Here is a 20,362-nt window from a genome sequence, read left to right on the forward strand (position 1 = left end):
GATGCTGGCTCGCAACGCCGAATCCCTGTACTGGATCGGACGGTACGTCGAACGGGCCGACGACACCGCCCGCATCCTCGACGTCGCGGTGCATCAGTTGCTCGAGGACGCCACGGTGGATCCGGACCGAACCTCGCGAGTTCTGTTGCGGGTGTTGGGTATCGAACCGCCCGAGATCGAACTCGATGTCTGGTCGGTCACCGACCTGGTCGCCTTCAGCCATGCCCACGGCAATTCCATTGTCGACTCGATCGCCAATGCCCGCGAAAATGCCAGGGGCGCACGCGAAGTCACCTCCAGCGAGATGTGGGAGTGCCTGAACGCCACCTATATCGGGCTCACGGCCACCGAGAAGGCCGCGCGCAGTCTCGGCCCGCACGAGTTCTTCCACTACATCAAGGGGCGCGCGGCGATGTTCGCCGGACTCTCCGACTCCACCCTCAGCCGCGACGATGGTTACCGCTTCCTGCTGCTCGGTCGCGCCATCGAACGCGTGGATATGACCGTGCGCCTGTTGCTTTCGCGCGCGGGTGATCGCACCTCGTCACCGGCGTGGGTGACCGTATTGCGCTCGGCCGGTGCGCACGACACCTATCTGCGCACCCATCGCGGCGCGCTCGATGCCAATTTGGTCGCCGAATTCATTCTGCTCGACCGGCTTTTCCCGCGTTCGGTCTTCCATTCGGTGCGGGTGGCCGAGGCCTGCCTCACCGAACTCGATCAGCGCCCGAGCAGCCGGGTCGGTGCACGCCACGAGGCGCAGCGGTTACTCGGCCGGGCCCGCAGCGAACTCGAATTCCTGCCGCCCGGTGCGCTTCTGGAGGATCTGCAGAATCGCCTGCTTTCGCTTCAGAAGACCTGTCGCGAGGTCAGCGAGGCGATCGCACTGCAGTACTTCCACGCCGCGCCATGGGTGGCCTGGACCGATCTGCGCAGCAGTCAGGATAACCATGCGCAGGTGGAGGGAGAGCTGTGAGCTGGCGGATCAGGGTGGTGCACACCACCGGTTATGTTTATGACGCCCCGGTCACCCGATCGTTCAACGAGGCTCGGCTCACTCCGCGCGCGGACAGCAGGCAGAACGTCATCCTGAATCGGGTCGAGACGGTGCCCGCCACCCGATCCTATCGGTATACCGACTACTGGGGTACCGCGGTCACTTCCTTCGATCTGCACGCCCCGCATACCGAATTGGAGGTCACCGGATCATCCGTGGTGGAGACCGAACCGTTCGCCGGTCCGGTCGAGGAGTTGTCCTGGGAGGAATTGCTTTCCGAACACATCGGTGACCGTTACGACGAAATGCTTTCGCCCACCGCCTATGTGCCGCAGGACAAGAAGCTGGCCGCGATCGCGAAACAGCTGGCGCTTGGCGTTCCGCCCGCGAAAGCCGTTGTACGAGTGGCTGAATGGGTGCACGACGAAATGAATTACATAGCGGGTACCACATCGGTGCACACATCGGCCGTGCAGGCTTTCGCCGAACGTCAAGGCGTATGCCAGGATTACGCGCACCTGACCCTGGTGCTATTGCGCAGCATGGGGATTCCGAGCCGCTACGTCTCCGGATATCTGCACCCCAATCCGGCCGCCGAGATCAATACGACGGTCGCGGGGCAGTCGCACGCCTGGATCGAGGCGTGGACCGGCGCGTGGTGGGGCTACGACCCGACCAACAATATCGCCATCAACGAACAGCACATTTCCGTCGGTGTCGGCCGCGACTACGCCGATGTGCCGCCGCTCAAGGGCATCTTCTCCGGCGGCGGTTCGACCGATCTGGAGGTCGTCGTAGAGATCACCCGGCTCGCCTAGCCCCGCACCGTAGCGATCCCTTGCGGATCGCTCGAAGGGTTAGCGTTGTAGTGCTCACCCGTCTCGCGTAACGTCCAGTTTCACATCAGCCGTGATTTTCGTAGCAGGTCCAAGGCACAACCCCGTGCATACGGGGAAGATCCTCTCGGAAGGTGGCGCGTATGTCTCCCACTGCTCAGGAAGTCGTCGAGGAAGTCACCGAACTGGAGCCGACGCCGGAGGCCAAGAAGTGGGCCGCCGAGGCGCTCGGCACATTCGTGCTGGTCATGAGCGGTGTAGGTACCGCGGTACTGGCCGGTGAGCGCGTCGGTGCGCTCGGCGTGGCACTGGCCTTCGGTCTTTCCCTGCTGTTCCTGGTCTACGCGATCGGGCCGATCTCCGGCTGCCATGTGAATCCGGCCGTGACCGTCGGGCAGTTGCTGCTCGGCAGGCTTTCGGTGATCTCCGCGGTCGGCTATGTGATCGCGCAGCTGATCGGTGGATTCCTGGCCGGACTCGTGCTGTTCGCAATCGCCAAGAATCTGCCCTCCTACGACCGCGCGGTCAACGGGCTCGGTGCGAACGGCTGGGGTAAGCACAGTCCGTCCGCGGTGCGCGGTCCGCTCGGACAGGTGGTGATCGAGAACGGATACGGCCTGTCCGCGACGATCATCATCGAGGTCATGCTGACCGCGCTGCTGGTATTCGTGGTGCTGGCCTCCACCGACCAGATCTCCGATATTCCGCTGGCCGGTCTGTCGATCGGTGTCACCCTGACGGTCATCCACCTGATCTCCATCCCGGTGGACAACACCTCGGTGAATCCGGCCCGCAGCCTCGCCGTCGCCTTCTACCAGGACGGCGCGGGACCGCAGGTCTGGGTGTTCGTGGTGTTCCCGCTCATCGGCGGCGTACTCGGCGCACTGATCTACGGTCTGCTGTTCGGCCGCTCCCGGGAAATGATCGCCTGACCGCCTCTCGTAGCTTCGGGGCGCGATTCACGGTCAGTGCCAGCTGTATTCGGCGCACAGGCGGTGGGCGACCAGGTCGAAGGTCTTGCGGGCCAGGATCGCGCCTTCGCGACGGATGCCGTCCTCCGGGACATCGAGTACTCGATCGAGGCGAACCCAGCTCGGCCTGCCCTCGTGATCCCAACTGCCACTGCCGATTCCGACCCAGTCGCGATCGTGGGCGCGTTCCGGATTCGACGACAGCATCAGCCCGAGCAGGGTCCTGCGGTCGCGGCCGACGACGAGCACCGGGCGGTCCTTGCCGTTAGCCGGGTCCTCCTCGAAGGGCACCCAGGTCCACACGATCTCGCCCGGATCGGCGCGACCGTCCAGCTGCGGGCAGTAGACGACCTGCCTGGCCCGCTCGACAGTCGGCACCGGGGTCGAAGCGGTCGGCCGGATCGCGACCGGGGGCGCCTTACGCGTCGCCAGCGACCCGACCGCGCGCTCGAGCAGCGATGAGCGCTGCAGCTTGTCGACCAGCTTCGGTCCCTGCTGCTTGACGATCTTGGGACCCTGCTGCTTCGCGATGAGGCCTAGCTGCTTGCCGATCGTGTTCCAAGTTCGGGCCATCCTTGGATGGTAACGGCGCGATCTCGTGTTCTCATCAGCGCTGCCTACCGCCCGGTAGCGAGAGTTCGCGCACTATGCGTCGGTACGCTGATATGTCCGTGTCGAAAACGGTTGCAGCACCGGATATCTGCTGGCGGAGACGGTATCGAGGTCGCGATCGGCGCCGATCCGGGTGACCGAGTCGAGCATGCGCCGCACCCGGTCCTGGAACTCGGCCGCGTCGCGCGCGCCGTACCAGACCAATGGATCGGTGAGCGCCGCCGCCGGAAACTGTTCCTCGACAATGGCATCGATGGCGGGCGCGTCCGGTGTGATCGCCCGTACCACGACGTTCTGGGAATAGCCGAACGTCGACTGCGTCTCGATGGCCACCGCGGTATGCCGTCCCTGCCAGTCACTCAGCCATTCCGCCCGCGTGAGTTCGGCGGGCTTGCGCAGAAAGGCGAGGTTGCCGAAGCCCTCGGTGCGGGTCGGGACCGAATCGTCGAGCCGCATCGGCACCGACTCGGTCACCAGATAGCCGTGTGCCGCGGTAGCGAATTCGGCGAGAATCTCCGCCGCGGCCGTGGCCTCGGGACCATAGCTCTGCTCGACCCAGACCGTGACCGCCGCGGCGATCGGCGGATCCAGCGTGACCATCCGCATCAATGCGGCCTGGACCGCCGCATCACGTACATAGACAGTGACACCCGCAACCCCCAGGTCGACCAGTTGCGCGGCCACGGTGGTGCGCAGCGATTCACACCACGACTCGGTTGCCTCGGCATCGGATCGGCGCAGGACGAAGACCATTTTCTCCACCCGCCGAAAATACGTCGAATTCTCGGTTAGAGTCGGGCAATTCGTCGCGGGAGAAGGATCCAGCTGTGCAACCGCAGGTTTTTCCGGGAACCTACACCGACGATCACGGTACCGATCGCATCATGTGGCGGATCGGGCCATCGCGGCACTGGGGTCCGAACCGGTTCGATATCCGCACGGTGATCCGTGGCGTTCCGGTGGCGGGTCCGGACTTCGACGCGCTCGGTCCCTATGACAAGAGCGCCGCGCTTCGGGCCGGACTGCCTGTCGACGAGTGGGACGCCATCTCGGGCTGCGTCTTCTCCGGCGAACTGCCCTGCTCGGTGCAGGCGCACGACCAGCGACACCCCGGCGTGATCCACTTCCGGCTGATCCTGCCCCCCGGCGGGGCGGGGGAGTCACTCGAACTCGCCATCGACATCGACGGACTGACCTACCAGGGCACCGATAGATACTTCGAGGACGCGTTGTTCCGACTCGGACAGCAGTTCCCGGACGACATCCGCCTGCTGTCCTGCATAACATGCCTGTTCTCCGATTACTCGCCGTACGGCCACGGCCTCACCGGCATGTGGTGTCATCGCGATGCCAAGGACCAGTACCTCGCGGTCCGCACCAAGGACGACTATTTCGAGGTACCGGTGACCGAGCAGGTACCCGAGACCTACCTGTGCACCGACTACGCGCACCGCATCCCCGGCACCGGCTATCGCGGCTGAAAAGTGGTACGGAACCCTGAACAGTGAACCGCTGACAGTGCCGCTACCTCGCGCATGGGACGATGGATAGCAGTTTGCCGATACCCATGAGGAGTGGAGTGCCCGCCAGCTTCGCCGACACGACGTTCACCGATCCCGCCCGGATCCGGAACTTCTGCATCATCGCGCACATCGACCACGGCAAGTCGACGCTGGCCGACCGCATGCTGCAGCTCACCGGTGTGGTCGAGGAGCGGGCGATGCGCGCCCAGTACCTGGACCGGATGGACATCGAGCGCGAGCGCGGCATCACCATCAAGGCGCAGAATGTGCGGCTGCCCTGGCAGGTCGACGGCACCGACTACGTACTGCATCTGATCGATACGCCCGGCCACGTCGACTTCACCTACGAAGTGTCGCGTGCGCTCGAGGCGTGCGAGGGTGCGGTGCTACTGGTCGATGCGGCGCAGGGCATCGAGGCGCAGACGCTGGCGAATCTGTACCTGGCGCTGGACAAGGATCTGACGATCATCCCGGTGCTGAACAAGATCGACCTGCCCGCCGCCGATCCGGACCGCTACGCCGCCGAGATCGCGCATATCGTCGGCTGCGAACCCGATGATGTGCTGCGGGTCTCCGGTAAGACCGGCGTGGGCGTGGTCGAGTTGCTGAACGAGGTCATCAAGCAGGTGCCCCCGCCCGTCGGCGATCCGGACGCACCCGCGCGCGCCATGATCTTCGACTCGGTCTACGACACCTATCGCGGCGTGGTCACCTATGTCCGTGTGGTGGACGGCAGGATCGTTCCGCGCGAGAAGATCAAGATGATGTCCACCGGTGCGACTCACGAGTTGCTCGAGGTCGGCATCGTCTCGCCGGAGCCCAAGCCCACCCAGGGTCTCGGCGTGGGCGAGGTCGGTTATCTGATCACCGGCGTGAAGGATGTGCGCCAGTCGAAGGTCGGCGATACCGTGACCTCCGCGCGTGGCGGTGCCACCGAACCGCTCACCGGCTATCGCGAGCCGCGCCCGATGGTGTACTCCGGGCTGTACCCGGTCGACGGTTCGGACTACCCGGACCTGCGCGATGCGCTCGACAAGCTCCAGCTCAACGACGCCGCGCTGACCTATGAGCCGGAGACCTCGGTGGCGCTCGGTTTCGGGTTCCGCTGTGGCTTCCTCGGCCTGCTGCATATGGAGATCACCCGCGAGCGTCTGCAGCGCGAATTCGATCTGGACCTGATCTCCACCGCGCCCAACGTGGTCTACAAGGTGGAGATGGAGGACGGCAGCGAGCACGTTGTCACCAATCCGTCCTACTGGCCGGAGGGCAAGGTGCGCCATGTGTACGAGCCGGTGGTCAAGTGCACCGTCATCTCGCCGAGCGAATTCATCGGTTCGATCATGGAGCTGTGCCAGGGTCGCCGCGGCGAACTCGGCGGCATGGACTATCTGTCCGAGACCCGGGTCGAGCTGCGCTACACCATGCCGATGGCGGAGATCATCTTCGACTTCTTCGACTCGCTGAAGTCGCGCACCCGCGGCTATGCCAGCCTCGACTACGAGGAGTCGGGCGTGCAGGAGTCGCATCTGGTCAAGGTGGACATTCTGCTGCAGGGCGAGGCGGTGGACGCGTTCAGCGCGATCGTGCACCGCGACGCTGCCCAGGCCTATGGCAACAAGATGACCACCAAACTGCGCGAACTCATCCCGCGCCAACAGTTCGAGGTGCCCATCCAGGCCGCCATCGGCTCGAAAATCATTGCCCGCGAGAATATCCGCGCTATCCGCAAGGACGTGCTCGCCAAGTGCTACGGCGGTGACATCAGCCGCAAGCGCAAACTGCTCGAGAAGCAGAAGGAGGGCAAGAAGCGCATGAAGACCATCGGCCGCGTCGATGTCCCTCAGGAAGCCTTCGTAGCCGCCCTCTCCTCTGATGCCGCCTCCGATAAGCCGAAGGGCCAGAAGTAGGTTCGCCACTCCGGCGGCGGTCGGCAAAATGCGGGATCCTGTCTCATAGGGAGGGACTATGAGGCAGGATCCGTTGTCAGGTGGGCAGAAACCGAGGCGGCGGGCTGTGACTGCGGTGCACGAAGACCCGACTCGTGTGTCGGAAGAGGGGCCCATCCTCACGACCGAGTTCGAGTCGATCGCTCGGGCCGTCGAGCGTGAGACCGCAGGCGTGCAGGTTGAACTCATCGGCGGACGACTGGTCGTCAAACGAGTGCCCGATGGCGACCATGGCCGGATACTCAACTGGCTGCTCTTGCTGCTGGTGCCGTTGAATCCGGGGCTGTTTCTGCATGTCATCGGGCAGGGTTTGGCAGTTGGGTCGTACGGCTAGGGGCGAGCTCGTCCCGACGGCATTCTGGCGCCACCGGATGCCTTCGCCGGCGCGGGTGAGTGGGCCTCACCTGATGCCGTGGTGATGACGGTGGAAGTCACGTCTCATGATCCGGACACCAACCGGCGCGATCGAGTCGACAAGCCGATCGCCTATGCGCGAGCTGGGATCCCGATCTATCTGCTCATCGATCGCCAGACCGGCAAGGTAGTCGTGCACAGCCAGCCTGATGAGGATGGCTACCAGGACGTGCACAGCTATGCATTCGGGCGGGCGGTGAGCCTCCCAGAGCCGGTGGGCATCACGCTCGATACCGAGTCGCTCAAAGACATGGGCGACTGAGCTTCAGCTTGGTCGCGGGAGCGCGATCCGCACGTGCAAGCGAACGCCGCCTAACGGGCTGGGGCCGAGTTCTGCTGTGCCGGAGTGGAGTTCGGCTTGCTGGCGGACCAGGGCCAGGCCGAGGCCGGAGCCGGGCGAGCCGGGACCTTTGACGAAGCGGTCGAAGGCGGTGCGGCGCAGGGTTTCGGGGATGCCGGTGCCGTCGTCGTCGATGATGATCTCGACTCCCAAGGTTGCGTCGGCGACGTTGTGGTGGAGTGCATTCGAATTGGCCGGGGGCACATAGGCGTTCGGATCCGCGGCGTTCACCTCAGCCGGGCTTGTACCGGCGGTGTTCGGCTCGGTGGGGGTTGGACCGGCCATGCTCGGATCAGCCGGGTTCGCTTCGGCAGGGGTTGTACCTGCGGTGCTCGGACAGTCAGAGCTTGAATCGGTAGGGGTTGCGACGGCCACGCTCGGATTCGGGGTGTTCGCAGCGGCGGTGCTCACGCCAGCGGGGCCTGGACCAGCCACGCGCGGATCGGTTGGGTTCGTCGCGGTGGTGCTCGGATTGCAGCGACGGGCGGCGATCGTGATGGTGCGCGCGTGACCGTGCTGGACGGCGTTGGCGACCGCATTGGTGACGATCAGCATCAGTCCGCCTGGTAGGCCGGTCAGCGTTGTCGGGGTGCATTCGGTGAGATCGATGCGGACTTCGGGGTGTCGGCGGCGGGCGTCTTGCACTGCGCGGTCCAGGGTTTCGCAGAGTTCGAAGGGTTCGAAGGCGTCGGATTCGGTGAGTTCGCCGACGGCGAGTTGTTCCAGATCGGTCAGGGTGTTCTCGATCTGGCGTTCGGCGAGCAGGACATCGGCGAGTACCGCGCGCTGCTGGTCGGCGGGTAATTTCTTGGTGGCCAGGACTTCCAGGTCGGTGCGCATCGCGGTGAGCGGTGTGCGCAACTCATGAGCGCAGACCGCGGCGAAGTCCCTGGCACTGGCGAGTGCGCGGTTGGTGGCACCGTGTGCCGCCTCCAGTCGTGCGAGCATGCGGGTGATCGCGTCGGAAAGTTCCTCCGCCTCACGGGCTCCGCGGCCGCTCAGCGGCGGGAGCTGTTCGAGGGTATCGATGCCGTGCGTCGCGGCGGCCAGTCTGCGCAGTGGCCGCGCGGCGTAACCGGCCAGGAACCAGCCGAGCACTGCGGCGAGCAGCACGCCGGCGATGCCGATCCCGACGCCGATCAGCTGGCTGCGGCGGATGGCCGAATCAACCAGTGCGCGATCGGGATCGAGCCGCACCACCAATCCGGGCGCACCCGCCACGGTGGTGCGGACGCCGTCGGGACCGACGAGCACCGGCCCGGACACCGCGGGTCCCGGCAGTGGCGGCGGCGGAAGTGGCGGAAGTGCCGGAATCCCCGCGTGCGGTGGCACATCGAACCGTTGCACGACCGCGACGCCCATCGTCGACACGGTCTCGTCGAACTGTCGAGATCCGGTGGCGTCGAGCAGGGCGGTGTAGGCGATGCCGAGCGTGACCGCCACCAGCGCGGCCACGACGCCCGATACCAGTGCGACCCGGGCGCGCAACGATAATGACACCGTCGTCGCCCTCACCGTCCGGCTCCACACGGGGATGCGTACTCGTTCATAACTCCACTTCGTTGCCGCTCGATTCCGCTGTGCGCCAAGGCGCACCGTGTCGTTGGGTGCTCTCGCCGGAGCTCATTCATGGCTCCGGCTCGTCGATGTTGGGCTTCGCTGTGTGCGAGGGTGCACGGTGTTGTTGGGTGCTCTTGCCGAGGCTCATTCATGGCTCCGGCTCGTCGATGTTGGGCTTCGCTGTGCGTGCGGGCGCACTGCGACGTTGGTTCACCTAGCTGAAGCTCACGCATGGCTCCCACTTCATCAGCGGTCGATTCCGCCGTGCGCGAGGACGCGCTTTCCCTCGGCAGTCATTCACCACGACCGCCGTTTTCGCGATGCCCAGCGCTGGCTCCGACCCTCGCTCACGCTTCCTCCCGCAGTACAAAACCCACTCCGCGCACGGTGTGGATCACTCGCGCCGCACCGTGCGCCTCCAACTTCCGTCGCAGATACGAGACGAACACATCCACCACATTGGTGTCGGTGGTGAAGTCGTAACCCCAGACAGCGGAAAGGATCTGCTCGCGGCTGAGGACGATGCCGATGTTCTCGGCCAGCAGTGCGAGCACCTCGAATTCCCGTTTGGTCAGCTCCACCTGCTGTCCGCTCGCGAAGACCCGATGTCCGGCCCGATCGACCCGCACCTGTCCGACGTGGCGTTGATCGTTGCCGTGCGGCCGGATCGTCCCGGGCCGACGGCGCAACAGCGCATGCAGCCGGGCAACCAGTTCACCGAGGTCGAAAGGTTTGGTCAGGTAATCGTCGGCACCGCGCTCCAGAGCCGCGATGCGATCGCTGACCGCGGTTCGCGCACTGAGCACGCAGATCGGAATGTCGTTGCCCATCGCGCGCAATGCCGTAACCACGCCGGCCCCATCGAGATTCGGCATATTCACATCGAGCACCATGGCGTCCGGTTCGGCGCTGTGGACCATCGACAGCGCCTCGGCACCGTCCCCCGCGGTGACCACTTCGAAGTCCGAGAGTTCGAGTCCGCGCCGCAGCGACGCGAGAACTCGAACCTCATCGTCCACGACCAAGATGCGCTGTCCACCCGTCACCCGGCACCCCTCGCCCAATCGCTGCCCGACGCTTCCGTCATGGGGTCACGATAGAACCGTTGCTCGGTCAGCTGCCGCTGCTGCCGGTATGAGCCGGATGCGCGGGATGGACATGCACGACGCCGGGCCCGCCAGGTTCGATCATCACCTGCGGACCACCGGGTCCGACGATGACCGGTCCGGATGGATCGATATCCGGGCAGTCGGGCAGCGCGGCACCCGGCGGCAGCGGTGTGGCCGGAACGGCGAGTTCCTGACCCGGCCTGCGCTGGATCAGGACATGTGTATCGCCCGGACCGTCCAGCACACACGTCACGCTCGGGCCGCCCGGCGCAGGCAGCGGCGGCCGGGCCGAGGCGGTACCCGCGACCAGCGCGGCCGCGGTGGCGGCGAATGCGGTACCGGTGACGATGGTGAGAATACGGGCTCGGCCGCGTCCGAAAGGTGCGGTCATGATGCGATCTCCTTCGCGTCGATACCGGGTTGTCCCGGCGAGACCGACGCTAGAGAGCCGAACTTCACCATCTCTTGAGCAATCATTAGAGATCTCTTGCGGCGCATCGAACTTCGGGCTGTACGCCTGGCCGCCGCCGAGTTAGTCTCGTCGACACGGTTTCGGGTCGTGGGCCCGGAGCGCTCGAGCAGGTCGGATGGTGATACCTGCCCCCGTTCGTGATGCCCGCAGAAACAGGGCTTCCGTTCTGGTTTCCGCAATGGCAAGGTTATGTTGCTCGTCACAGTCGTATGCTCTGCGGACCTGCAGAATGTGACAGTTGGGTTTTCCGGAATATCGTTAGGTGATCTTCACTCGGTCTGCCCGGCGTGGTGAGGATGCTGGAAACCTGAGAGTGGAGCTTGCATGACGAGTGACCTGCCCTTCGACAGCGATGCCACCGAAGCTGACGATCGTGCGGGCGATACCGCCTATCGCGTTGCCACCGGCGTCGCGCGGGTAGCGCGGGCGGGCGCGTACGTCACCGGCGGCGCGCTGGTCGCCACCAATGGCGGTCCCGCACCTGTCCATCCCGGCGGGCAACGGCTCGACAGTTGGACTTCGGCCTACACCCGCGACCCCGATGCTGGCGCGCCGAGTCCGGTGGTCACCTTCCCGGATCCGGACCCGAATTCGACACCGTCCGCGCCAGTGCATTCGTCGACGCCCACCCCGCGCGATGTCAGCGTCAACGCGCCGTTCACCATCCCGAATGTGCCCAATTCCGGCGTGTACATCGGGCCTGTGCCGCAGCAGCATTCAGTACAGCCGTGGCAGAACACCGGGTACGGCAACAGTTATCAGCCCGGACTCGGTCTCGGAACCGAAAGCGAACGGTCCGGACTCGATCTGCACAGCGATTCACCGCAGTCCGGGCTCGATCTCGGTACCGGACACGTGCCCGGCGGCTTCGGCAAACTGCCCGGATTCGACCTCGGTCAGGGCGACCATGGTTTCCACCTCCCCGACCCGAACAGCTTCCTCGCTCCGGGTTCGAATCCCTTTACCCTGCCCCGTGTTCCGACGTCGGCGACGGCCCACAACACGGCGATCAGCGAGTCGGTGAGCAGCGATGCCGAAAGCGCCGACGACGGCGATGCGGTCGCGAGCAACGTTCCGTTCTACGGCGGAAACATGTTCCACAGCGGCGCGACCGGGGGCAGTGGTGCGCTGTTCCACGGTGACGACGCGTACCACGGCAATGACGCCTTCCACGGCGCCGATATGTTCCACGGTGTCGGTAATCCGGATGCCGTCGGCGTATTCATCAATGCAGAGGCCGCGTTCAGCGTGCATACCGAGCTCGAAGTCGACTTCAGCGTCGGCCCGAACGGGATGTACCTGGCCACGCAGTCCAAGGTCGAGGTCGACGGCGCGCTGAAGATCGAGGTGGGCGCGGGCCGAGTCGGTGACAATATCGACAGGTTCTCCGATTGGCTCGGCCAAACCCCCGGCACCACCGGACGTTCCGGACTCGACAATTCCGGCACGCATGGCACGGTCAACCCGGTCGGCGCCCAGCCTGTGGGCGGATCCCCGTACTCGGCCGTGCAGCCCGTCGCGGTGCAGCCTGTGCAGCCGTTCGCGGCGCCGCTGCCCGCCCCGATCGCACCGGCCGTCGCGCCCGCGGCGGTGGCCCCCGCGGTCGTCGCGCCCGCGGCGGTGGCAGCGCCGGTCGCGGCCACCCCGCTGCAGACCACGATTCAGCCGGATGTGGCGAGCACCCCGGTCGCCAATGTCCTTGTCGCGCCGCAGGGGCCGTCGCCGCTGACCGCACCCGCCGCGACGGTGCCCGCGCTATTCGAGCCGCGGCCGGTTCCGGCGAAGCATCCGGTCGTGGTCGATGATTCGCATTCGACCACCACGCCGGTGACCAGCATCCCGACCACTGTCACCAAGACGGTGCCGATCCCCGCCGACAACACCACCGGGCATCCGACCAAGGCGCCCGATACGGGCAGCACCAGGCCCGGCCACACCACGGTTCCGGATCCGGATATCAGCGGGACGACGAAGATCCCGACCGCCACCCACGCGCCGACCACACAGGCCCCCACCACGCAGGTACCGACCCACACCGCTACGCCGACGACACCGGACGACGACGATGTGACACTCCCGAGCACCGGCAACGGTGGTGGAACCAGCACCGGCCACAACGGCGGGACCACTCCGAGCACCGTAAACGGCGGCAACTCCATCCCGAATACACACACCACCCAGCCGGAAGTCGACGACCCGACCGTGGATGTCCCGACCGTCTCGGTGCCGACGGTCACCCACTCCGCACCGACGGTCGCACCGACCCCGGATATCGATATCCCGACCGCGAACTCCCCGGCGCCGATCCCGACTCAGCAGCCGCACGTGCCTGCGCCGACGATGCCCGCCCCGGTCACCCCGATCAAGCCGCCGACGCACCCGATCGCCGCCGAAATCAGCGATCCGGCCGGTTTCGCGCACCCGGTGTACGAGCCCGATCATGCGGCGCTGAGCCTCATGGCCGCCGGGCTGTCTACCCCGCTGCTGCCCGATCCGGGTGTCGACGACGGCCACCACCTCGTGCCGGGCTTGGATATCACCCTGATCTAGGAAGCCGCATGGGGGTCGCGCGCACCCGTCGCGCTGGCGCATGTCATCGTCGAACGCGATATCCGCACGACAGTTAGGAGGAGCGGTTGTCTGCCGCAGCCGGGCTGGAGGCCGCCACGGTGAAACATCCGGAGGCGATGGCGCCGGTCATCGGAATCCTCGATCAACTGCAGGAGATGACTCGCTCCGCGGGCCGGCAAGACCTGGGTGGCCGACTGAGTATGGTCCGGGCCCGGGTCGGTGACACACGGCTGCGCCTGGTGGTCGTAGGTGCCGCGAAGAACGGTATGAGCACCCTGGTCAACGGTCTGATCGGGGCGCGGGTGAGCGCCACCGAGAGTGCGCTGAGTGTGCCGGTGATCGTGGAGTTCGGACCGGAGCCGAGCGCCGTGCTGGTGAAATCGCTGGGCGCGGGCCAGATCGAACGTCAGGCTGTCGATCCGCTGGACCCCGGGCCTGCGCTGGCCGCCGACGGGGTGATCCGCGCCGAATTCACCGAGCCGAGCCCCCTGCTGGCCGAGGGCCTCGTCCTGATGGATGCACCGGGTTCCAACGGCGACGACCACACCACCTGGTCGATGATCGCCGCCGCGGATGCGGTGCTCTACGTCGGTGACGCCGGAATCGAATTCAGCGCGGAACAGATCGGTTACCTCGAGCGCATCCAGCAGCTCTGTCCGACGGTCATCTGCGCGCTGAACAAGATCGACCTGCACCCGCATTGGCAGCACACCCAGCAACGCAATCGCGAGCTATTGGACGCGGCCGGTCTCGGCTTCGCGGTGGCACCGGTGTCCGCGCTGCTGCATCTGCAGGCGGGCGATTATCAGCGCGATATGGAGTCCGGCGTGCCCCAACTGGTCGACCACCTGCGCGACTACGTGCTGGCACGGGCCGACAGCCTGGTGCTGGAAGCCGCGGCCAACGACATCCGGTTGGTCGCCGACCACTTGGCCGTGACCCTGCGGACCGAGGCCGAGGCGCTGCGCGATCCGCGCCGCCGGGTGGAAATCACCGAACAACTGGTCGCCGCCCGCGACCGGGCCGATCAGCTGCGACAACGTTCGGCCAACTGGCAGGTCACCCTCGGTGACGGCAGCACCGAGCTGATGGCCGATATCGAACACGATTTGCGGCACCGGCTGCGCAGTCTGGTGCGCGATGCCGAGGCCGAGATCGCCCAGACCGATCCGGCCCGCGGCTGGCAGGATTTCGGCGCGGATCTGGATGCGCGCATCTGCGAGGCCGTCGAAGAGAATTTCGTGGTGGCGCACTACCGGGCGGTTGAGCTGTCCGAACAGGTTGCGGCCAAATTCCCCGCCGATCACCGCACCCCGCCGCTACCGGACCTACGCCTGGAGAATCCCGGTGAAGTGCTCGACCAAGTCGCGCCGCTGGATCCGCTGATCAGCGGGAAAGCCGGTGTGCTCGGCCAATTCCTGACCGTCATGCGCGGGTCCTACGGTGGCCTGCTGATGGTCGGTGTACTCACCAGCCTCCTGAAAATGCCACTGGTGAACTGGTACTCGGCCGCCGCCGCCCTGCTGCTCGGCGCCAACGCCCTGTGGGACGACCGCAAGGCGCGCAAGCAGCGCCGTCAGGCCGAGGCCAGGGTTTCGGTGGCCAGACTGATGGACGATGTGATCTTCCAGGTCGGCAAGGAATCGCGAAACCGGTTGCGCGCCATGCAACGCTCCCTGCGCGATCACTTCACCGATATCGCCACCGACGTACTCCGCACCGCCGACGAACGTTTGCGGGTCGCGGAGGTGGCCTACGGCAAATACGGCGACCACCGCGAGGAGCGCATCGCCGACCTCGATGTGCAACTCGCCAGGCTGCGGGGGCTGCGCGCCGAGGTCGATGGGGTCAGCGCGGCCGCGTAGGCAAGACCGTACGCTTCACGGCCTCAGGTCGGAATGCTCGCCGGTGTGTGCGCTGGCTGGAACCCGCCGGAGTGGTGTGACTGCTCGGCCCTGATCACGTGCGTTACCGCATTGATCAGCGCCAGATGGGTGAATGCCTGCGGGAAGTTGCCGAGATGACGCCCACTGCGCGAATCGATTTCCTCGGCGTAGAGCCGCAACGGACTCGCATAGCCGAGCAGCCGCTCGCACAGATGTCGGGCCCGCTGTACTTCGCCGATTTCCACCAGTGCGGAGACCAACCAGAACGAGCAGATCGTGAAGGTGCCCTCCGCGCCGGTCAATCCGTCATCGGTGGTCTCGGTCCGGTAGCGCAGCACCAGACCGTTCTCGGTGAGCCGGTCGGCGATCGAGAGCACGGTGGCGCGCACCCGATGGTCGGTGGGCGGCAGGAAGCGGTTCAGCACCACCAGCAGCAGTGACGCGTCCAGGGTGTCGCCACCGTAAGTCTGGGTGAAGACACCGTCGGCATTCACGCCGTTGGTGAGGATATCGGCCTTGATCTGGTCGGCGATGGTGTACCACTCGGTGGCCCGCTCGTATTCGCCGTGCAGTTCGGCCAGCTTCGCGCCGCGGTCCAGTGCCACCCAGCACATCACCTTCGACGAGGTGAAATGCTGTGGCTCACCGCGCACCTCCCAGATGCCGCGGTCGGGCTCCCGCCAGCGCGCGATGGTTGCCTCGACCTGGCGCTCCAACAGTGGCCACAGCGACTCCGGCACGTGTTGGCGGGATTTCACGTGCAGGTACACCGCATCGAGCATGGTGCCCCAGATATCGTGCTGGTCCTGGTTGTACGCTCCGTTGCCGATGCGCACGGGTTTGGCGCCGTCGTAGCCGGTCAGGTTGTCGAGGGTGGTCTCGGTGAGGTCGCGTTCGCCGCCGATACCGTAGAGCACCTGCAGCGGAACGGGTTCGCCGTTGTCACCGGTGGTGGCGTCCCTCAGGAAGGCGAAGAAGTCGTTGGCCTCGCGGTCCAGACCGAGTGTGTACAGACCCCACAGCGCGAAACTGGAATCACGCACCCAGGTATAGCGGTAGTCCCAATTGCGTTGGCCGCCAGGGGTTTCGGGCAGTGAGGTGGTTGCCGCGGCCATCAGCGCACCGGTCGGCGCGTAGGTGAGTCCCTTGAGCGTCAGTGCGCTGCGCTGCAAGTAGTTGCGCCACGGATGATCCGGGAAATCGCCGAGGGTGATCCACTGCCGCCAGCATTCGGTGGTCTGCCACATCTTCTGCGCCGCCTCTTCGAAGGTGCGCGGTGCGGGCAACTCCGACCAGGTCAGCGCGACGAACACCTCGTCGCCCTCCTTCATCCTGGTCCTGGCGCGGGCCTCGCGGCCCTCGAGTCCGAGCCGCAGGTCGGTGGTCAGCACCAATGTCGGGCCCGCACTCGGATCGGTGGTGCGCACCGCGGTGGCCTCCTCGTACACCTTGCCGGTGTACTCCCAGCGGGCCGGGGCGCGGTGGTAGTCGAAGGCGGGTTCGCAGCTCATCTCCAGCTCGACCGTGCCGTTCACGCACTTCACCGTGCGCAGCAGGACGTGCTCGGCATCCCAATCCATTGGCGTGCGGCGATGGGTCTTGCTGCGCTGCTCATTGTTGTGCCATGGGCCGAGCACCAGTGCGTCCCGCACGATCAGCCAGCCGGTCTCGGTCTGCCAGGTGGTTTCCAGGATCATGCCGCCGGGCAGATACCGCCGCGATGCGGGCACATTTACCCCATACGGGCCGATCCGGAAATGTCCGGCGCTGCGATCGAGCATCGCGCCGAAGATGCTCGGCGAATCGGGTCGTGGCACACACATCCACTCGACGCCGCCATTGCTGGCGATCAGACAGCTGGTCTCACAGTCGGACAGGAATGCGTAATCGTCGATCGGCGGATAGGTGGCGTGCTGGCGCACCTCGGTCAACTGACTGAGCACAGGCAGGTCGGCAGGTTCGTCGACGGTCAGATCATCGGAAGACGCCATACCTTATCTTCGGTCCGTCTGCCCGTATCGTCCACCGCGCGCGCCGAAACCCGACCACCACGCGGTGCCGACGGCGCGGCAAATTCAACACGGCTAGGCTGGTGCCGTGCATCAGATCGCAGGGTGGTGGGACGGCTTCGAACTGTGGGTCGCGGGATTGCCGTTTATCCCGCAGTTCGTCGTGGTGTTGGTCGGCATGGTTCCGGTCAGCTTCGCCATCGCCTATCTGCTGGACAGATTGCTGCGGATCTCGCTGCAACTGCTCGGCCGTAATCCCATGGCCTCGACGGCACTCACCGCGCAGGATGTCGTGGGCACCGAGCCCGTCCTCATGCCCGAGCCGATCGCGCCGCCGGTTGCCGTGCGCGAGACCGCGCAGAGCGGGGCGCGTTGATGCCGCGTTCCCGTGTTCAGCTCGCCTTGATCGCCCTGCTCGTGCTCGTGGTTATCGCCTGGCTTATTACTCGTTAGCGTCCCGGTCCGCACCGGTGCGCCAGTCGTTGAACCGCTTGCCGATCTTGGAGACGGTTTCGCCGACCTCCTGACCGACCGTGCTCACCGCCGATCCGACATCACGCCCGAGATTTCGTACGGTGCGGATCAGCGGATCCTCCGACTGGTCGAAGTTCTGCCGGTAGATGCGTGCGGCATCCTTGATCTCATCGCTGATCCTGGTGTTCTTATCGTGTTCGCGGCGCGGGTAATCGCCGCCGAGCACGCGGTTGTATTCGCCGGATTGGATCCAGCGGCGCAGCTCCGCGGCCCGCAGCACTGAGAACGGATGACTCTGCAGTTCCAGATTGAGCAGCTTCAGCACACCGTCGCGCAGATCGCCGGAGCGCTCGTAGTCATCGGCCTGCTGCAGGAACGCGCCGTGGTTCATCTCCTTGATCCAGGTGCCGCCCGCGGTCTTCATGTGCACCCGCACCGACGCCTCGACATCCTGACCACACAGCAGCCCGGCCCGATCGCCGGACAACTCGGACTTGCGGCTCCACTCCATCAGTGCGGCAACGATCGCGCGCAGTGCCCAGCCACCCACCGGCACCCAGCCCAGGTTGGCCGAAATGCGCAGCAGATGCATGAGCATGGTGCGGTACACCGCATGTCCGGACAGCGCGTGCCCGATTTCGTGACCGACGACGAAGCGCAGCTCCTCGGTGTCCATCAGATCGATCAGCCCGGTCGTCAGCACGATGAACGGCTGGTCCATGCCGATCGTGAAGGCGTTCACATGCGGGCTCTGCAGCACGAACATCTCGGGTGTGGTGCGCGCGTCCAGTACCTCCACACAGTCCTGACGCAACTGGTGCAGCGAACGGAACTGGCGTTCGTCCACCCGGACCGCGGTCGCGAGGTACAGCAGCCGGTGCTGGCGTTCCTGCAGCAATCCGGACAAGGTTCGTAAAACGGTGTCGAACCCGGCGAGCGAGCGCAGCGTCACCAACGCGGTGCGGTCGGCGGGATGCTCCCATGCCCGAGTGCTGATATCGGGGAACCGGGTGCGTACGCGGTCCGGGCTGGTAGTCATAGGATGAAACCCCCCTCTTCCAGGAACTTTGTCGGTTTTTGCCGCCTGCAAGCGGATAGCTAGCGTTGATTCGAACTGGTGACGTTTCCTCTGCTACAGTCTGCCCGTGTCTTCGAGTGCCGTCCCGCAGGTCCGCCATGAACTGGCGTTGATCGCTGTCGGCAACCTCGCGGTCGCGGACATTCTCTGTCGCTGATCGGCTCCGGGCGCTGCTGCGCACCCATCTTTCTCTAGACTGGCGCGCAAACTTTTCGCAGCAGTGTCCGTACCCCGACCTTCGGTCGACAAGTCGCGCCGCAGTTCTACCGCCGCGACAACTAGTCCATGTCGTGGCGGAGCGCATAGGAAAGGTTCCACCCATGTCACCCAGGTCCTTGCTCCTCGGATCGTCCCGATCGCACCGTCGCCCGGTGATCGCGGCACTAACGGCCGTCGCCGCCGTTGTGCTCGCCGCCTGCGGTGGTGGAGCGAGTGACACCGTCGGCGGCGGTGGCGCCGACGGTAGCGGCGGCACCCTCAACCTGTACGCCTACGCCGTCCCGAAGCCTGGTTTCGACAAGGTCGTCCCCGAGTTCAACAAGACCGATAAGGGCAAGGGCGTCCAGATCAACGGCTCCTACGGCGCGTCGGGCGATCAGTCCCGCAAGGTCAAGGACGGCGCCGAGGCCGATATCGTCAACTTCTCGGTCGAGCCCGATATCACCCGCCTGGTCGACGCCGGTCTGGTCGACCCGAGCTGGAATGCCGACGCTACCAAGGGAATTCCGTTCGGCTCGGTCGTCGCGATCGTGGTGCGCAAGGGCAACCCGAAGGGCATCAAGGACTGGGACGATCTGCTGAAGCCAGGCGTCCAGGTCGTCACCCCGAACCCGTTCAGCTCGGGTTCGGCCAAGTGGAATCTGCTCGCGCCGTACGCGGCCAAGAGCGACGGCGGCAAGAACCCGCAGGCGGGTCTGGATTACCTGAGCCAGCTCATCTCCAAGGAGCATGTGCAGGTGCAGCCGAAGTCGGGCCGTGAGGCCACCGAGACCTTCCTGCAGGGCACCGGTGACGTGCTGCTGAGCTACGAGAACGAGGCGATCTTCTCCGAGCGCAATGGCGATCCGATCGAGCACATCGTGCCGCCGACCACCTTCAAGATCGAGAACCCGGTCGCGGTACTGAAGAACAGCAAGCATCTGGACACGGCGAACGCCTTCCGCGACTTCCTGTTCACCACCGAGGGCCAAAAGGCTTGGGCCTCGGCGGGATTCCGCCCGGTCGACCCGAAGGTGGCCGCCGACTACGCCAAGGACTTCCCGACTCCGCAGAAGCTGTGGACCATCGCCGATCTCGGTGGCTGGAAGACCGTCGACAAGGACCTGTTCACCCCGAACACCGGCTCCGTCGCGGTCATCTACGACAAGGCCACCAAGTAATTCGGTGATCCGAAACACCCTGCGGTGTGTGCGACGGGCCCGGAGTAAGCAGCTCGCATAACCACGAAGGGCCCCGCGCACACCGCAAATCGAAGCAGGATACTGGACGATCGTGACTGACAGCAGCAGCGCCGGGATCGGGCATGCGCCCGCTCCCGGCGGCTCCGAAGACGCCACACCCAAGG

18 protein-coding genes and 1 pseudogene are annotated in these 20,362 nt (G+C 65.6%); 12 read left to right on the forward strand and 7 right to left on the reverse strand.

Features of this window, described 5'->3' with window-relative positions; genetic code table 11:
• Position 1: 1 nt before the first annotated feature.
• The 3 genes from AB0J47_RS01350 (at position 2) to AB0J47_RS01360 (ending at position 2,765) form a co-directional block, all read left to right on the forward strand.
• Positions 2 to 976: an alpha-E domain-containing protein gene (locus AB0J47_RS01350; protein ID WP_364339166.1), complete on the forward strand. Its 975-nt coding sequence runs from the start codon at positions 2 to 4 to the stop codon at positions 974 to 976.
• Complete coding sequence (locus tag AB0J47_RS01355; protein ID WP_364339168.1) at positions 973 to 1,815, forward strand: transglutaminase family protein; 843 nt, start codon at positions 973 to 975, stop codon at positions 1,813 to 1,815. The genes AB0J47_RS01350 and AB0J47_RS01355 overlap by 4 nt, the downstream gene beginning before the upstream one ends.
• A 161-nt stretch (positions 1,816 to 1,976) precedes the next feature.
• A complete protein-coding gene (locus tag AB0J47_RS01360; protein WP_364339170.1) occupies positions 1,977 to 2,765 on the forward strand; it encodes an aquaporin in 789 nt (262 codons plus the stop codon).
• Between the two features lie 33 nt (positions 2,766 to 2,798).
• Here AB0J47_RS01360 and AB0J47_RS01365 read toward each other — a convergent pair whose 3' ends face one another.
• Complete coding sequence (locus tag AB0J47_RS01365; RefSeq protein WP_364339172.1) at positions 2,799 to 3,377, reverse strand: type II toxin-antitoxin system PemK/MazF family toxin; 579 nt, start codon at positions 3,375 to 3,377, stop codon at positions 2,799 to 2,801.
• Positions 3,378 to 3,449: 72 nt separating this feature from the next.
• Positions 3,450 to 4,178, reverse strand: a complete 729-nt coding sequence (locus AB0J47_RS01370; protein ID WP_364339174.1) for a hypothetical protein — start codon at positions 4,176 to 4,178, stop codon at positions 3,450 to 3,452.
• 65 nt (positions 4,179 to 4,243) lie between these two features.
• Between AB0J47_RS01370 and AB0J47_RS01375 the strand changes: the two genes are divergently transcribed.
• From AB0J47_RS01375 to AB0J47_RS01390, 4 genes and pseudogenes are all read left to right on the forward strand, one after another.
• Positions 4,244 to 4,897 (forward strand): DUF6304 family protein, encoded by a 654-nt coding sequence (locus AB0J47_RS01375; RefSeq protein ID WP_364339176.1) that lies wholly within the window; start codon positions 4,244 to 4,246, stop codon positions 4,895 to 4,897.
• 86 nt (positions 4,898 to 4,983) lie between these two features.
• Positions 4,984 to 6,846, forward strand: a complete 1,863-nt coding sequence (gene lepA / locus AB0J47_RS01380) for a translation elongation factor 4 (RefSeq protein WP_364339178.1) — start codon at positions 4,984 to 4,986, stop codon at positions 6,844 to 6,846.
• A 106-nt stretch (positions 6,847 to 6,952) separates the two neighbouring features.
• Complete coding sequence (locus AB0J47_RS01385; RefSeq protein WP_364339180.1) at positions 6,953 to 7,219, forward strand: hypothetical protein; 267 nt, start codon at positions 6,953 to 6,955, stop codon at positions 7,217 to 7,219.
• An 18-nt stretch (positions 7,220 to 7,237) separates the two neighbouring features.
• A pseudogene (locus tag AB0J47_RS01390) lies at positions 7,238 to 7,561 on the forward strand (Uma2 family endonuclease); the annotation flags it as partial.
• A 3-nt stretch (positions 7,562 to 7,564) separates the two neighbouring features.
• Here AB0J47_RS01390 and AB0J47_RS01395 read toward each other — a convergent pair.
• The 3 genes from AB0J47_RS01395 to AB0J47_RS01405 form a co-directional block, all read right to left on the reverse strand.
• A complete protein-coding gene (locus tag AB0J47_RS01395; RefSeq protein ID WP_364339182.1) occupies positions 7,565 to 9,139 on the reverse strand; it encodes an ATP-binding protein in 1,575 nt (524 codons plus the stop codon).
• Positions 9,140 to 9,546: 407 nt separating this feature from the next.
• Positions 9,547 to 10,245 (reverse strand): response regulator transcription factor, encoded by a 699-nt coding sequence (locus AB0J47_RS01400; protein ID WP_364339184.1) that lies wholly within the window; start codon positions 10,243 to 10,245, stop codon positions 9,547 to 9,549.
• A 67-nt stretch (positions 10,246 to 10,312) separates the two neighbouring features.
• Positions 10,313 to 10,699, reverse strand: coding sequence for a hypothetical protein (locus AB0J47_RS01405; RefSeq protein ID WP_364339186.1), 387 nt, complete (start codon positions 10,697 to 10,699; stop codon positions 10,313 to 10,315).
• Between the two features lie 405 nt (positions 10,700 to 11,104).
• Here AB0J47_RS01405 and AB0J47_RS01410 point away from each other — a divergent pair, with 405 nt between their 5' ends.
• Together AB0J47_RS01410 and AB0J47_RS01415 are read left to right on the forward strand one after the other, a co-directional pair.
• A complete protein-coding gene (locus AB0J47_RS01410; RefSeq protein ID WP_364339188.1) occupies positions 11,105 to 13,330 on the forward strand; it encodes a hypothetical protein in 2,226 nt (741 codons plus the stop codon).
• Between the two features lie 86 nt (positions 13,331 to 13,416).
• Positions 13,417 to 15,216 carry a hypothetical protein gene (locus AB0J47_RS01415; RefSeq protein ID WP_364339190.1) on the forward strand — a complete coding sequence of 600 codons (1,800 nt, stop codon included), beginning with the start codon at positions 13,417 to 13,419 and terminating at the stop codon, positions 15,214 to 15,216.
• Positions 15,217 to 15,239: 23 nt separating this feature from the next.
• Here the strand turns inward: AB0J47_RS01415 and AB0J47_RS01420 are convergent, their stop codons facing one another.
• The gene (locus AB0J47_RS01420) at positions 15,240 to 17,228 is read right to left on the reverse strand and encodes a glycoside hydrolase family 15 protein (RefSeq protein WP_364339192.1); all 1,989 of its coding nucleotides are present in this window, start codon (positions 17,226 to 17,228) and stop codon (positions 15,240 to 15,242) included.
• 106 nt (positions 17,229 to 17,334) lie between these two features.
• Here AB0J47_RS01420 and AB0J47_RS01425 point away from each other — a divergent pair, with 106 nt between their 5' ends.
• Positions 17,335 to 17,622, forward strand: coding sequence for a hypothetical protein (locus AB0J47_RS01425; RefSeq protein ID WP_364339194.1), 288 nt, complete (start codon positions 17,335 to 17,337; stop codon positions 17,620 to 17,622).
• A 66-nt stretch (positions 17,623 to 17,688) separates the two neighbouring features.
• Here AB0J47_RS01425 and AB0J47_RS01430 read toward each other — a convergent pair whose 3' ends face one another.
• Positions 17,689 to 18,759, reverse strand: coding sequence for a M48 family metallopeptidase (locus tag AB0J47_RS01430; protein ID WP_364339196.1), 1,071 nt, complete (start codon positions 18,757 to 18,759; stop codon positions 17,689 to 17,691).
• 106 nt (positions 18,760 to 18,865) lie between these two features.
• Between AB0J47_RS01430 and AB0J47_RS01435 the strand changes: the two genes are divergently transcribed.
• Together AB0J47_RS01435 and AB0J47_RS01440 are read left to right on the forward strand one after the other, a co-directional pair.
• Positions 18,866 to 18,955 (forward strand): Ms4533A family Cys-rich leader peptide, encoded by a 90-nt coding sequence (locus AB0J47_RS01435; RefSeq protein WP_309546086.1) that lies wholly within the window; start codon positions 18,866 to 18,868, stop codon positions 18,953 to 18,955.
• Between the two features lie 163 nt (positions 18,956 to 19,118).
• A complete protein-coding gene (locus AB0J47_RS01440; RefSeq protein WP_364339200.1) occupies positions 19,119 to 20,177 on the forward strand; it encodes a sulfate ABC transporter substrate-binding protein in 1,059 nt (352 codons plus the stop codon).
• Positions 20,178 to 20,362 lie beyond the last annotated feature (185 nt).

The sequence above is a fragment of the Nocardia sp. NPDC049737 genome (assembly GCF_040674755.1).
Classification (GTDB): Bacteria; Actinomycetota; Actinomycetes; order Mycobacteriales; family Mycobacteriaceae; genus Nocardia.